Source organism: Shewanella sp. LC6 (genome assembly GCF_006385735.2).
In the GTDB taxonomy this organism is placed as follows: domain Bacteria; phylum Pseudomonadota; class Gammaproteobacteria; order Enterobacterales; family Shewanellaceae; genus Shewanella; species Shewanella xiamenensis.
The window spans coordinates 2709800-2725335 of the sequence record NZ_CP043902.1 but is presented as its reverse complement, the minus strand read 5'-3'; the positions used below and the strand labels follow the sequence as shown (position 1 = coordinate 2725335).

General features: G+C 45.3%; 10 protein-coding genes. 7 read left to right on the top strand and 3 right to left on the bottom strand.

Annotated elements, in window-relative coordinates; translation table 11 throughout:
• Positions 1 to 59: 59 nt before the first annotated feature.
• From FJD32_RS12345 to cmoA, 3 genes are read right to left on the bottom strand one after another with little or no spacing between them, the layout of a single operon-like run.
• Entirely contained in the window at positions 60 to 1958 is a 1899-nt protein-coding gene (locus FJD32_RS12345; RefSeq protein WP_240199952.1) for a M3 family metallopeptidase, read from the bottom strand.
• A 29-nt stretch (positions 1959 to 1987) separates the two neighbouring features.
• The gene (gene cmoB, locus FJD32_RS12340; RefSeq protein WP_037418833.1) at positions 1988 to 2980 is read right to left on the bottom strand and encodes a tRNA 5-methoxyuridine(34)/uridine 5-oxyacetic acid(34) synthase CmoB; all 993 of its coding nucleotides are present in this window, start codon (positions 2978 to 2980) and stop codon (positions 1988 to 1990) included.
• Complete coding sequence (gene cmoA / locus FJD32_RS12335) at positions 2977 to 3708, bottom strand: carboxy-S-adenosyl-L-methionine synthase CmoA (RefSeq protein WP_037418836.1); 732 nt, start codon at positions 3706 to 3708, stop codon at positions 2977 to 2979. Before cmoA ends, cmoB begins: the two co-directional genes overlap by 4 nt.
• A 150-nt stretch (positions 3709 to 3858) precedes the next feature.
• Here cmoA and FJD32_RS12330 point away from each other — a divergent pair, with 150 nt between their 5' ends.
• From FJD32_RS12330 to FJD32_RS12300, 7 genes are all read left to right on the top strand, one after another.
• Entirely contained in the window at positions 3859 to 6672 is a 2814-nt protein-coding gene (locus FJD32_RS12330; RefSeq protein ID WP_140906648.1) for a transporter substrate-binding domain-containing protein, read from the top strand.
• Between the two features lie 184 nt (positions 6673 to 6856).
• Positions 6857 to 8632, top strand: a complete 1776-nt coding sequence (gene aspS / locus FJD32_RS12325) for an aspartate--tRNA ligase (RefSeq protein WP_037430590.1) — start codon at positions 6857 to 6859, stop codon at positions 8630 to 8632.
• Positions 8633 to 8848: 216 nt separating this feature from the next.
• Positions 8849 to 9595, top strand: a complete 747-nt coding sequence (locus FJD32_RS12320) for a YebC/PmpR family DNA-binding transcriptional regulator (RefSeq protein WP_011622670.1) — start codon at positions 8849 to 8851, stop codon at positions 9593 to 9595.
• Positions 9596 to 9783: 188 nt separating this feature from the next.
• Positions 9784 to 10305 carry a crossover junction endodeoxyribonuclease RuvC gene (ruvC, locus tag FJD32_RS12315; RefSeq protein ID WP_037418845.1) on the top strand — a complete coding sequence of 174 codons (522 nt, stop codon included), beginning with the start codon at positions 9784 to 9786 and terminating at the stop codon, positions 10303 to 10305.
• Entirely contained in the window at positions 10302 to 10919 is a 618-nt protein-coding gene (gene ruvA / locus FJD32_RS12310; protein ID WP_140906647.1) for a Holliday junction branch migration protein RuvA, read from the top strand. The genes ruvC and ruvA overlap by 4 nt, the downstream gene beginning before the upstream one ends.
• Before the next feature lie 123 nt (positions 10920 to 11042).
• Entirely contained in the window at positions 11043 to 12047 is a 1005-nt protein-coding gene (gene ruvB / locus FJD32_RS12305; protein ID WP_037418848.1) for a Holliday junction branch migration DNA helicase RuvB, read from the top strand.
• A 786-nt stretch (positions 12048 to 12833) separates the two neighbouring features.
• Positions 12834 to 15413 (top strand): TonB-dependent receptor, encoded by a 2580-nt coding sequence (locus FJD32_RS12300; protein ID WP_069454982.1) that lies wholly within the window; start codon positions 12834 to 12836, stop codon positions 15411 to 15413.
• Positions 15414 to 15536: the final 123 nt, after the last annotated feature.

Genomic DNA, 15536 nt, shown 5'->3' with positions numbered 1-15536 from the left:
TTACGCGTGGATATTGTTTGCTGGTGTGTGCAAATCACCGTTCCCATTGTGTTAAGCCGCTAAAAAGCACAATTGCTTGCGTTAGCGTGCGATCCTAAGACAACGATAATCCTCTGGATAAGCGATGCCGCATCAACGGGATCGCCAATAGTAGCGTGTAGTTGCTCACTTAAGGTGAGTGCAGCCTCATTGACTACCAACAGATTAAAAAGCCCAAGTTTATCTTGGCAGTCTTGTGTGGATAAATAGACAAATTTAGCTAATTGCGTTTGCCACAGGGATTGATAATAGCGTGGGCCTTCATTAGCGATTGCATTGAAACTATATGCATAGTCAATTGGTTGTTCCCAATTTGCGCCAAAACTCTTACTGAACTCTGCTTGTAGATCGGGATAGCTTTTCTGTTTTAAAGACTGATAAAAATTAAGCGCCACTTTAGCGCGAAACACATTAAGTTGTTTGGTATAGGCCTTGGCGAGTATCTCCCTTGGCGCTATATGTTGAATATCATATTTTGGAAAGAGTGTTTCGTGTAATACATTGGCTAGCCAAAGGCTTGGTAACTGATTTGAATCGAGACTCGGGCCTAAGGTATTGTTTAGATAAAAATGGCTTCCCCGTGCAAGTGCTACAACAGCTTGGGCTAACGCATTGCAAAAACGTTCAATATCTTTGTCACTGTTGAGTGTGGGATTAAGCTCGAGTGCCTGTTGACCAAACTGTTGGCCAATTACACTTTGTCTGAGGGTATGTTGACTGGCACTGGCATGCCGACTATTTACGTCAAGATACACTTCACCAAGCAAACGATGTTGGTGGTAAACCCGGATGATTTGTTGCTGCCGTTGAGCCGCGGTTGATGCAATATGCCCATCTATCACTTCAAAACTCAATCCATACTCACCGAGAATAGCAAAAGCATTATCGAGCACTTCGCCAGTGTGTAAGGAAATCTGTTTGGCACTACTTAGCTGCGATAATTTACGGCCGACATCCCAAGGTGCGACTCCAATTGATTCAGTTTGGCTGTCGAGAAACTGTTTTACTAACGCAGGAGAATTGAGTTGCTGTTCAGCCAAGCTGTAACTGGCAAAATCGATAAAGTTTGCGTCATTTGCCATTTGTTGACGCAATTCTGCAATACGATGCAATGCGAGTTGGTTATGCTCGCGGGCACGACCTTGATAGGCCTGCCACAGAATTTGCCGACAGTGGCGATCGGGTTGTTTTAAGAGATAACCGACAATCGTGCCGGAAAACGTTGTATTTGATGTTTCTGTGGCGTTGTCGGCTGCATCAACGGCGACATTTTCTGTGTTGGCAGTAGTAACCTCAGTTGGCAGTTGGCATTGGGTTGCTTGAACCGCTAAATGAAATTGTTGACTGCCTAATCCTTGTCGAATAGTGGCTTGTGCTGTGTGCAGTTTGGCCTTATCAAGGGGGGATTGATGCTGACGTAGTAATGCGACTAATTGTTCACCGAATAAGAGTTGATCTTGGGTGAGATGCTCATCATTGCTATGTTTATCAGCCGCATCAGTGAGCTCATCGACAAGTTGGTTGAATGCAGCTTGGCTCAGCAGGTCGTTTAGGATATCGGCAAGGCGCAACTGACATTGCAGTAGTCCTTGGCGTTCTTCGCCCGAGAGAGATAAACCTCGATAGTAGTTGAGTCTATCATTAATGTTATTAAGCCCTATGGTGTGTTGCTCTAATACCAAGGCTTTATCTGAGAGCATTAAAGTGGGCAAATTATGTGTATTGGCATAGCGGCTAAAGGCGCTAGTCAAGTCAATATTAGGATGACGTAAACACTGTTCCACCAGCAGAGGTACAGGGCTTGGTGCAGCAGAGGCTGCACCAATAGAGGATAATAAACACCAGCCAAACAGGCTAGCCGTAAACAATGTTTTTGGCATAGGCAACGGGGCTGTGACCCTCATGGTATGGGATGACATGGCTTTAACATGCCTAAGTGTATCATGCTCTAGTTCAAATCTTGATTCGGTTGATTTTTCACAGCAATAATCGTTGCGCGTTTTGGCGCAGGGTAACCCTCGATAGTTTTAGTGATATCGTTAGGATCAAGATATTCAACCAGTGATTCATTTGGCATCCAATCGGTTCGGCGCTGCTCGGCAAGGGCGGTAATATCGGTATCGACACAACGTATGTCGGTGAAATCACATTTTTTAAGCCAGAGCATCAGTGCCGCAACGGATGGAATAAACCAAACGTTATTCATTTTGCCATACCTATCTTGCGGGACGAGTACGGCGTTTTCATCACCATCAATCACTAACGTCTCTAATACTAATTCTCCCCCCATACGTAACTGATCGCGTAATTGCAACAAGTGATCAATGGGTGAGCGTCTGTGATACAAGACGCCCATGGAGAATACTGTATCGAAGGCATCCAATGGCGGAAGTTCTTCAATACCAAGTGGCAACAGGTGCACAGGGTGATTCTCACCACTCAAGCGTTTAACCGCTTCAAATTGGCATAAAAACAGCGGGGAAGGGTCGATACCCACGACACGCTTAGCGCCGGCCCCTAACATACGCCACATGTGATAGCCGCTACCGCAACCTACATCGAGTACTGTACGGTTTTGCAGGGGCGAAATATGCGGTTTAACCCGATCCCATTTCCAATCGCTGCGCCATTCGGTGTCGATATGAATGCCGTGAATATGGAATGGACCTTTACGCCAAGGCATAAAGAGCCGCAGTAAATTCTCGAGTTTTTCCTTTTCGCCTGGCGTGAGCTGCTCACCCGTGCCTATCGTGACACTATCAACAAAATCGACTTTATCTGGGCTTGGATAGTGCAGTTTATTAAGCACTTTTTCCCATTTCGGGAGGTTGCCGTGTTTGTGTTCTCTTTGCCATTTACCGAGGATTGCTGGCAAGGTTTCAAGCCAATGTTGTAAATTTGAGTCGGCGATTTGTTGATAAAAGGAGCTAAAATTAATCACTTGATGGCCACCATAGAAGCAAAGTTAAAACATTGGAACCATGTACTAAAGTGACTAAACCCTTGGCGAGTTAAGCGCTGTTGATGCGTACTTAAGGTATCTGGTTTCATGACATTTTCCAGCGCACTACGTTTTTGACTGATTTCGAGCTCGCTATAGCCATTGGCTCGTTTAAAGTCGAGATGCAGTTCTTCAAGTACACTTTGAATTGGCGCATCATCAAAGCGGATTTTTTCCGAGAGTACTAAGATCCCTCCTGGATTTAAGCCTTGATAAATCTTGGCAATAAGTGACTCTCTGTCCTCGGGAGGTAAAAATTGTAGCGTAAAGTTGAGCACCACTAAGGAGGCGTTTTCGATGTGAATATCGCGAATATCACCGCAGATCAGCTCAACCTCAGTATCACTGACATAGGCATTGAGGTTTTCTTGGCAGCGCGTCACCATAGACTCACTATTGTCTACGGCAACAATTCGGCAGTCACGGCCTTGGATCTGGCGGCGAATGCTCAATGTTGCAGCACCTAAAGAGCATCCTAAGTCGTAAATCTGGGTATTAGGTTTAACAAAACGATCCGCAAAATCGCCGATAGTATTGATAATTTGGGTGTAACCAGGCACTGAGCGGCGGATCATGTCACTAAAGACACCCGCAACACGGCTATCAAACTGGAAATCGCTAATGTGCTCGCTCGCTTGAGCGTAGATAGTATCTTGGGAAGCGTTCATTTGGGAATGTCTCGAAAGTTCAACCCCGCATTTTAACGAATCCCGTTGACTAGCAGCAAGTCTCGGGCTAGTAATTTGCCAGAAATTTCTGTCTAATATGCGATAAATAACAAAGTATTTACATTGTACATCAGGTACTAGGGACCCCAGTTGAAGTTAGTGTTCCAGCTTATTGTGATCCTGTGTTGTGTTTTTTCGAACAACACAGTTAATGCCAGTCAAGGACCGACTGATTCGCTTATCGTGGTGATGGGGGAAGACAGCTTTCCCTATCAATTTGTGGATAACGAGGGCGAAGCCACGGGGTTATTAGTCGATCTTTGGAAGGAGTGGGGTAAACGCACCGATACCTCACTTGTTTTTGTTGCGCGACACTGGAATGAATCCCTCGCACAGTTACAACAGGGAAACGCCCAAGTGCATATTGGCATGGGTAAAACCCCGGAGCGTGAACAACTATTTGATTTTGCCGATCCGATTGCTGATGTTCGCACCTATTTGTATTTACATAAATCCTTGCAGGGCAAAAAAAACATTAAAGAATTGGTGCCTTACCAGATTGGAATTGTGTCCGGTTCTTCCCATGAAGCGGAATTACGCCGTATCGAACCTGCGTTAGTATTTAAATATTATGAAAGCCGTGAAAAGCTACTTGCAGGTGTGGCGGCGGGTGACACAGTGGTGTTTGCTGGGCTCGACGGTTATCTTCGCGACCCTTCCTCTAACCAAACGATCGCAGCAAATTTTCCTCTCAATATACGTATCCCCATCAAAGCGATGCAATTTGTGCCTGCGGTGATGAAGCACAATACCGCCTTACTGAATAAAATTAAGGCGGGCTTTAATGCTCTTGACCCTAAATTTATCCAACAAACTGAGCGTCGCTGGTTGGGTTACCACGGCCAAAAAGCGGGACTGATAGTCGCGATGCAACTGGGAGTTGAACCTTTTGTTGATTTAGGTGTTGATGGTTTACCCCATGGTTTTTATGTAGATCTTTGGCGACTATGGTCGGCTAAAACGGGGATTGATGTCGATTTTATCTCAGGCGATATGAACGGCAGTGTTAACGATGTACGTCAAGGGTTAGCCGATGCTCATATTGGTTATCCCGAGAGTGATGACATGAAAACGGGGTTAACTCGCGCGTGGCACTTGTATACGGTAAAGAGTCGACTGTTTTTGTATCAACAGCAATTAACTGATTTACATCGCTTAAAAGGTAAACGTATTGGTGTTGTGCCAACGGCGCCATATTTAGTCCAGTTACGCAAAGCACTGCCGGATGTGTCATTGCGTTACTATGACAGTATGGATGCGATGGTCGCTGGTGCAAGAGCGGGGGAGATTGTTGGGTTTGTTGCTGCGGGAGCATGGACTACCCATTATCTTCTGCAAAACAAAGCATGGGCCGATTTTAATCAATACCCTGAGCTGGAATTTCCTACCGATATCTATGTATTAACTCGAAGCGATGATCCTGGACTGACTCAACGGATCAGCAATGGATTTCACAGCATTAGCATGCAGGAATTTGCTGATGTTGAACAAAAATGGATGCTTAACCCTAAAGACCGTATTTTTAATCAGGCAGGCTTACGCAGTATCCAACTCTCAAGCAGCGAACAAAACTATCTTTCACAATTGGGTGAACTCAAACTGGGTTATCTTAAGCAGTGGCCGCCCATGGAATTTAGCGATGAACAAGGGCAATTCGCGGGCATTAATAGTGATATCGTAAATATGTTCGCCCAGCAATTGCATCTTAAGATCCAACCCGTTGCGTTTGATGATTGGCAGTCGCTTATTCGCGCATTGCGCACAGGAGAGATTGCACTGGCGGGCAGTATTGCTAAAACCGCTGAGCGGCAACAGCATGTGGTTTTTAGTGATGCCTATTGGCCATCGCCATGGGGGCTAGTATCGCAGCTTGAACAAGTCTCTGTTTTTAATTTGGCACAATTGGCAGGTCAGAGAGTGGCCGTGGTTGAAGGCTATCATCTTGTCGCTCAACTAATGATGCTACAACCTTCGCTGAAGCTCGTGTTGGTACCCGATACGCACTCAGGGCTTTTAGCGGTAAATGAAGGTAATGCCGATGTGTTTATTGATAAGGTGGTGACGCTAGCCTCTGAGTTAAAAACGGGCCAGTATCCTTTACTTAAAATCTCACTCTTAAGCGATTTAGCCGACCAACATAGTCATTTTGGCATAAACCCGCAATTTACCCCATTGGCACCATTAATCAACCGAGTATTAGCGCAGATCGATCAGCAAAAGCAGCAACAAATCTATTCCCATTGGGTGAATTTCGCGATTGCCACTGACGATGGGCAATACTTGCGTTGGATCCGCTATTTATTGTTTGGAGCGTTGAGTTTATCGGTGGTGATGATCGCGGTATTAGTGGTTAATCGTCGTCTAAATCGTGAGATAACTCGTCGTATTGCCGCAGAAAAACGTTTGCAATACGTTGCGAGCCATGATGCATTAACCCAGTTACCTAATCGAGGCTTACTCGATGATCGATTATCGCAGGCACTATTAGCCCATCGTCGCGATCAGAGCCATTTTGCGCTGCTGTTTATTGATTTAGATGGATTCAAACAAATCAATGATCAGCATGGGCATCCAATAGGTGATGCCTTGCTTCTACGGGTGGCGGGATTACTGACGCAAGCCGTTCGCCATTCTGATACTGTGGCTCGATTTGGCGGCGATGAGTTTGTTATCCTGCTAAATCGTGTGCAAGATCTCGATGCCGCGACCCAAGTTGCTGATAATATTCTGCACTCGCTTTCATCGCCCTTCACTTTTGAAGGCGTAAAGGTAGAAATTGCTGTGAGTATCGGTGTGGTGATTTATCCCCGCGATGGTGATACGGCGATTGAATTATTAAAAAAAGCGGATCAATTAATGTATCAAGCCAAAACGGCGGGTGGGCGTTGCTACCGCGTGGCTTGATGTTTTTTTGTACGTTTATGCATAGATAGTGCGTTCGCCTCTAGTCAAGGGCGTAAAACTGTTTGATACTTCACCGCCTAAAAGTGAAGTACTTTGGTAATCGGCATTATTTGACTATAATGCCGCTTTTATCTCGTTTTGATTATTTCCAAAGCACCGGTTTCCGGATAAAGGATAGAGTTAGATGCGCAGTCATTATTGTGGAGACGTCAATAAGTCTCACGTTGGACAAGAAGTTACCTTGGTAGGTTGGGTTAATCGTAGCCGTGATTTGGGTGGCGTAGTCTTTTTAGATTTAAGAGACAGAGAAGGTCTGGTCCAAGTGGTTTACGATCCAGATTTACCTGAAGTGTTCAATGTGGCTAGCACACTGCGCGCTGAGTTTTGTGTGCAGGTAAAAGGCGTGGTTCGTGCACGTCCTGATAGCCAAGTTAACGCACAAATGAAAACTGGCGAAATTGAAGTGTTGGGTAAAGCACTAACTATTATCAACAGTTCTGAGCCACTGCCGCTGAGCTTAGATAACTATCAAAACAACAGTGAAGAACAGCGTTTAAAATATCGTTATTTAGATTTACGTCGCCCAGAAATGGCACAGCGGTTAATGTTCCGCGCGAAAGTGACCAGTGCTGTGCGTCGTTTCCTCGACTCAAACGGTTTCTTAGATATTGAAACGCCGATCCTGACCAAGGCAACCCCAGAAGGTGCCCGTGACTATTTAGTGCCGAGCCGTACATATAAAGGTCAATTTTTCGCACTGCCACAATCACCACAGCTATTTAAACAGCTGCTGATGATGTCAGGCTTTGACCGTTACTATCAAATCGTAAAATGCTTCCGTGACGAAGATTTACGTGCTGATCGTCAGCCAGAATTTACTCAAATCGATATCGAAACGTCTTTCATGAGCTCAGAGCAAGTGATGGCGAAAACCGAAGAGATGATGCGTGGTCTGTTCCTTGAGATGCTGAATGTCGATTTAGGCGAATTCCCGCGCATGACCTACAACGAAGCCATGCGTCGTTTTGGTTCAGACAAGCCCGATTTACGTAACCCATTAGAGCTGGTGGACGTGGCTGACTTGCTCAAAGAAGTAGAGTTTGCGGTATTCTCAGGTCCAGCCAATGATGAAGAAGGCCGTGTTGCGGCGCTGCGTATTCCTGGCGGTGCAAGCCTGTCTCGTAAGCAAATCGACGATTACACTAAGTTTGTTGGCATCTACGGCGCCAAGGGCTTAGCGTGGATGAAGCTAAACGACCTTACTCAAGGCCTAGAAGGCATTCAATCGCCTGTGCTTAAGTTCTTGAATGAGAACATTGTTAACGAAATCATCAGCCGCACTGGCGCACAAACGGGCGATATTATTCTGTTTGGTGCTGATCAAGCGACTGTGGTTGCCGAATCTATGGGCGCACTGCGTCTTAAAGCCGGTGAAGACTTTAATCTGCTTGAAGGTCAATGGCGTCCATTGTGGGTGGTTGACTTCCCAATGTTTGAGAAGATCAACGGCAGCTTCCACGCGGTTCACCATCCATTTACCGCTCCGCGCGGCGTGACACCTCAAGAGCTAGAAGCCAATCCTGCTAACCGTGTGTCAGATGCCTACGACATGGTATTAAACGGCTGTGAATTAGGTGGTGGTTCGGTACGTATCCACAACCAAGAGATGCAGTCTGCGGTATTCCGCATTCTTGGCATTACCGATGAAGAAGCGAAAGAGAAATTCGGCTTCTTACTCGAAGCGTTACGTTACGGTACGCCACCACATGCAGGTTTAGCCTTTGGTTTAGACCGCATCATCATGCTGATGACGGGCGCAAGCTCAATCCGTGATGTGATGGCATTCCCGAAAACCACCACAGCGGCGTGCCCGTTAACCAATGCGCCAGGTTTTGCTAATCCACAACAATTAGCTGAACTAGGTATTTCCGTGGTGAAAGCCGCGAAGACTGAAGACTAATCTTTAGCGATTATCGAGTACCGAGGCGCAAGCCTCGGTCTATTTTTATCCCGTCATTTCATTTCTTATCAATATCTGCGTTATCGACGTCACTGAACTTGCCGTCATTCACTGTGTAAAGGAACATTGAGTAAAGGCGCCTTATTCGAGGCACCGTCAAGGTTACCTTAGGCTATTGATAAGATGTGCAATGGCTACATGTAGAGGAGAACTCCCATGGCTGGTCATAGTAAGTGGGCCAATATTAAGCACCGCAAAGCAGCGCAAGATGCCAAGCGCGGTAAACTCTTTACCAAATTTATCCGTGAGTTAACGGTTTCAGCCCGCGAAGGCGGCTCAGATCCCGATTCAAATCCGCGTCTGCGAATCGCCATCGATAAGGCGCTCGGCGGCAACATGACCCGCGATACCATTGAGCGCGCGATTAAGCGCGGTGCTGGCGAGCTTGAAGGTCAGCAGCTCGAAACCATTATTTACGAAGGTTACGGCCCAGGCGGCACCGCGGTGATGGTGGAAACCATGACCGATAACCGTAACCGTACCGTCAGCGGCGTACGTAATGCCTTTAGCAAATCGGGCGGTAACTTAGGAACCGATGGTTCGGTTGCCTATTTGTTCACTAAACGCGGAGTATTGTCCTATGCGCCTGGCACCGATGAAGATGCCTTGATGGATGCGGCGCTCGAAGCGGGCGCCGAAGATGTGGTGAGTTACGATGATGGTGCGATTGACGTATTTACCGAACCGACCGAGTTTTACGGGGTGAAAGATGCCCTCGATGCCGCAGGGTTTGTCAGTGATAACGCCGAAATCGCGATGATAGCCTCGACCAAAGCCGAGTTAGATGCCGAGACTGCCGAGAAGTTTATGCGCCTTATCGATACCCTCGAAGAGCACGATGATGTGCAAGAGGTGTATCATAATGCCGAAATTTCTGATGAGATTATGGAAAGTTTGGGTTAAGCCAACTTGGGGAGGTACAAGTGTTTGCAAGCTAGATGCTGAGTAAGACAACGTGTCTCCTTTGGTTGAATGAACGCGAGCAGGTTTTGAGTGGTTCTTTAATGGTTCTTTAATCAGTCATGATTTGGTTGAGGCGCTGTTAAGACGCAAATCGACCGATTTACGTAAGGCGCACGCATAAGGAAACAATGGCAATTATTTTAGGTGTAGACCCAGGTTCGCGGATCACAGGTTACGGCGTTATCCAATGCCAAGGGCGGCAGCAACTTTATTTAGGCAGTGGCTGCATTCGTACCTCGGGTGATGATCTGCCGTTAAGATTAAAGCAGATCTTTGATGGTATAAGTGAAATTATTCGCCAATATCAACCCGATGAGTTTGCCATTGAACGGGTATTTTTGGCTAAAAATGCCGACTCAGCCTTAAAATTGGGTCAAGCCCGTGGCGCAGCAATTGTCGCAGCAACCGTAGCCAATTTACCTGTTGCAGAATACAGCGCAACACAGATAAAAAATGCGGTGGTAGGGACGGGACGTGCGAAAAAAGAGCAAGTACAACACATGATCCAGCAATTGCTAAAGCTTCCAGCCGCACCACAGGCAGACGCCGCGGATGCACTCGGCGTTGCAGTATGTCATTATCACACCAATCAAAGTTTGGTTGCCTTAAGCGGCCGAGCAACAACAAGAACATATGGACGGTACAGATGATAGGTCGTTTACGTGGAGTGTTAATTGAAAAGCAAGCGCCAGAGGTGTTGATTGATGTCAATGGCGTGGGTTACGAGTTACAGATGCCCCTCACCAGCTTCTATGAACTCCCCGAGGTCAATCAACCGACCACAGTGTATACCCATTTTGTGGTGCGTGAAGATGCCCAGCTGCTTTACGGCTTTATCACTAAACAAGAGCGCTCACTGTTTCGTTTGCTTATCAAAGCCAACGGCGTGGGCCCTAAACTGGCGTTAACCATTCTTTCTGGCATGACCGCCAGCGAGTTTGTGGGCTGTGTCGAGCGCGATGATATAGTGACGCTGGTAAAATTACCTGGTGTTGGTAAAAAGACCGCCGAGCGGTTATTGGTAGAAATGCGCGATAAACTTAAGAGCCTGATGGAGGCGTCAGTGGGCTCCGAGCGTGAGTTTGTGCTGCAGTCTAATTACTCACCTGCACCTATGGTCAACAGTGCTGAAGAGGATGCCATTTCAGCGTTGATCTCCCTCGGCTATAAACCGCCACAGGCGAGCAAAGCGGTTTCAGCAGCCTTTAAAGAAGGCATGGACAGTGAGACCTTAATTAAGGCCGCGTTAAAATCGATGCTCTAATGCATGGTTTTGATTGAGGCAGTTTATTGCGGTGCATGATTTTTGCAGCCAAGCAGGCTGCAACTGCAGCAAAATAGCAAGTACCGTATGTCAAGAATGCAATGCGGTAACAGGAATAGGTAAATGATTGAAGCAGATAGACTGATACAGCCACAGCTGCAAGGTCAAGATGATGTTATCGATAGGGCAATGCGCCCTAAATTGCTCGATGAATACACTGGGCAGGATGATACGCGCGCTCAATTAAAGGTATTCATTCAAGCGGCCAAGAATCGCGAAGAAGCCTTAGATCATATGTTGATCTACGGTCCGCCAGGTTTAGGTAAAACCACCTTGGCGATGATTGTCGCCAATGAAATGGGCGTCAATATTAAATCGACCTCGGGTCCCGTGTTGGAAAAAGCAGGGGATTTAGCGGCGCTGCTGACTAACCTCGAAGCGGGTGATGTACTTTTCATCGATGAAATCCATCGATTAAGTCCAGTGGTTGAGGAGATCTTGTATCCGGCGATGGAAGACTATCAACTGGATATCATGATTGGTGAAGGACCTGCAGCGCGTTCCATTAAGCTCGATTTACCACCTTTTACTTTAGTCGGCGCGACCACGCGGGCGGGGGCCTTAACCTCTCCGCTAAGGGCGCGTTTTGGCATCCCGCTGCGACTTGAGTTTTATAATGTCAAAGATTTAAGCACCATTGTGACCCGTTCTGCCCAAGTGATGGGATTAGCCATTGATAGTGAGGGCGCAACTGAAATTGCCAAACGTTCGCGCGGTACACCAAGGATTGCCAATCGATTACTCCGGCGGGTGCGTGATTATGCCGAAGTGCAACACGATGGTGCTGTGACTCAACATGTTGCTGAGCTGGCGCTCAATTTACTCGATGTCGATGGCGAAGGCTTCGATTATATGGACCGCAAATTGTTGCTCGCGATTATCGATAAGTTTATGGGCGGCCCAGTGGGCCTTGATAACCTTGCGGCAGCAATTGGTGAGGAGCGCGAAACCATTGAAGATGTGCTCGAACCTTTCCTTATTCAACAAGGTTTTATCCAACGCACTCCCCGTGGCAGGATCGCAACGGCCAGAGCGTATTTACACTTTGGAATGATAAAACCAGAGTGATCGCTAAATAGTGTTATCTATTGCTTAATATAAAAGCGACTTAGGTCGCTTTTATATTTTTTGAATAGAAATAGATGAAACCTGGATTTAATTTAATCCTTATTGTTTTTATTAGCTTTTTACGTAATCTCTGCAAGTAATTTAAGTGATGCGTTATTGAGTGTTGTTTGATTGTATATCATCTATCTTCTTCGTATTTTCGTTATCTTAATGCATTTTTGTCCCTTAACGATTGTCCCAATAGCAAATTAGTTCTCAATTTATAAATTGACAATTAATTGTTGCATTTGTGTTTAAAATTCCCTGGGTTTGCATAAAAACCACACCTTATTCATTTTGTATCCATTAACTCACCAAAACTACTTATGTTTTCCCAATTCTTAGTATTGTAAAGATTGCTAATATGCATATTTTCTCATAATTAATCGATACATTATTCTGTGCGCAAGACTGTTTACCTTTGATAAAGTGTGACATGTATCACACTTTTGAAGTGTTTAGATGTTTTTTAAATGTTGCATTGTTAACAGTTGTTGTGTCTATATGAAATCAGTTTTATTGGTGTTTTATGCTGAATAAATCTAAAAGAAAGTGCACACGATCTTTTTGAAACAAATAAAAAACAAAGTAACTAAATAAATTAAACATTTTGATTTTTAAAGTTAAAAAAAATGAACGTTGACTGAATGAAAGTGAATCCTCAGTATCAAGCGCAACAGTCGTACAGCAATAGTTGTACATACTGTAAGCATAAAAATAATAGTAAGATCTAGGGAGCATTCATTCATGATAAAAAGAACCAAAGTTGCGTCGGCTATCAATTTAGCTGTCGTTAGCTCAATTGCTGCTGGTACCTTCGTGGTATCAAGCGCATTTGCAGCTGAAGAGACTGCAAAAGTCGAGCGTATTGAAGTCACGGGTTCACGTATTCAACGTCAAGATATGGAAACAGCTTCTCCTGTTACCGTTATTGATGCTGCTGCAATCAAAGCCGAAGGCTTTACCTCTGTAGACCAAATGCTACAAGTACAAACCTCAATGGCAGGTGCTGCGGTAGGTTCAACCACTAACAACGGTGCTGACGGTGTTGCCCAAGTTGACTTACGTGGTATGGGCTCGCAACGTACTCTCGTACTATTAAACGGTCGTCGCATGGTGAACTCAGGTTCAGGTGCTGACAGTTCTGTGGATTTAAACTCTATCCCTGTTGCGATGATCGCTCGCGTTGAAATCCTGAAAGACGGTGCTTCAGCGGTATACGGTTCTGATGCGATTGCTGGTGTAGTGAACATCATCACCAAAAAAGATTTTGAAGGTTTCCAATTAGACTTCAACGGTAGCGGCACCGACAAGGGTGACGGCGAAAACGGTGATGTGAGCGCACTGTATGGCTTTAACACCGATGGTGGTAACTACACCTTTGGTGCAGCTTACTCTGATCGTCGTGGTGTAATTCAGGGTGATCGTGATTGGTATGACCCTGCAGAAAACTCAAGTTCGATAATCCCAACAGGTAGCTTAAACACGACTGATAACAGCGTTCAAAGAGTTCTAGATGCTAATGGTAACTGGGTAAAACGAACTGAACGTTATGATTTTTCTGATGATGTTTATTTCCAAACACCTAGTGAGCGCAGAAGCTTATTTGCAAATATGACGCAAGAGTTAGGCAATGATGTTGTTCTGACTGCGGATGCAATCTACACAAACCGTCGTTCTAACCAACAACTTGCAGCACAACCTGCTCAAATCAAGTTAAACGTGTGTGGTGATCCAAGAGTGACAGACCCGAATGCTGGTTGCATTAATCTTGACCAAAGTATGGTTGATGCGGGACTTGAAGCTGATGCTCGCGGACAAGTGCAATACAACAGACGTATGAAGGATGTTGGTCCTCGTGTTTACAGTCAAGATACTGATACTTGGCGTTTATCAGCTGGTTTAGCGGGTTCTTTAGACGTTCATACTGGTATGAATTGGAATGTGGACTACACCTTTGGTAAGAACGAAGCTAAGACTGGGGTTGCTAACTCTATTAATGCAACATTAATGGCTAATTCAATCTATGCAGATCCATATGCATGGTTTGAAGGTTCTCCCCTGACGGATGAAATGCAGGATGTTTCGTATCAAGAGCAATCTACTGGCGGTAACGAACAACAAACGTTATCAGCAGGCTTAAACGGTGAGTTATTCGACCTAAGTGCTGGTGCAGTAGGTTTCGCTATCGGAGCAGAATACCGTCGTGAAAGTGGTTTCTACAATCCTGATGCCGTTGTTGTAGCTGGTGATAGTACAGCAGCCCAACAAGATCCAACCAGTGGTAACTACAATGTTATCTCTATTTTCGAAGAAGTAAGTGTACCGTTTACTGAAAAACTAACGGGTGAATTTGCACTTCGTCTAGATGATTACTCTACCTTCGGTAAAGCGACTACTTGGAAAATTGGTTTAACCTACACAGCGACAGATGAGCTGATGGTTCGTACTGTAGCTGCGACTGGTTTCCGTGCACCAAGCGTTGCTGAACTCTATGGTGGTAACTCAGGTTCGTTTGACTATTTAACTAATCCTTGGTTACCGACTAGTGCACAGACTGGGCAGATTCTAGTTAATCGCACATCAGATCCAGATTTGAAACCCGAAGAGTCAGAGTCATACACTGCTGGTTTAGTATACTCACCAAACTATATTGATGGTATGTCAATTACTCTTGACTACTGGCGTTTCAAAGTAACGGATGCAATTGCTCGTGCAGACGTGCAAGTTGGCTTAGATGCCTGTCATGCTGGTGATGCAGAAGCGTGTAGCACATTCAATATTACTGCGGATGGTGACTTGTTCAACTTAACAAGTGCACTGACTAACGTAGGTTCACAAGATACTAGCGGTATCGACTTCAACTTAGCCTATAACTTCGAGTTATTTGGGTTAGATTGGAAAGTGAGTAACGATACGACTTACTTGATTAAGTTCGAGCAGGATGGTGAAAACTATACTGGTACAATCGACGGTAATATGGGAGCTTATGCTCGCGTACGTAACAACTTCAGCATCTCTGCAGGTCAAGATGATTGGAGCGTAATGTACTTCAACCGCTATATCAGATCGATGACAGATGTTTACACTGATTATGATGCAAACGACAATCCATTCGTTGCTACAAGAGGTGTTGATTCAATTCTGTATCACAACATTTCTGGTACCTATCATGTAACTGATAACACCACTGTTAGCTTAGGTGTGAAGAACTTGACTGATGAGAAGCCTCTATACGTTACTAACGGTAGTGATGCTGGTACTGTTCCAGAAGTTTACGACACTATCGGCCGTACCATTTACGGCGGTGTGACTGTTAAGTTCTAATTTTAATTTGAACCCACTCTAAAAAGCGCCTTCGGGCGCTTTTTTGTTTTGGTGCAAAAGGTTACAAGCGTTATCTATCGCTGCCAACTTGATCACAATTAAGTAAATACTGATTTTTAATCT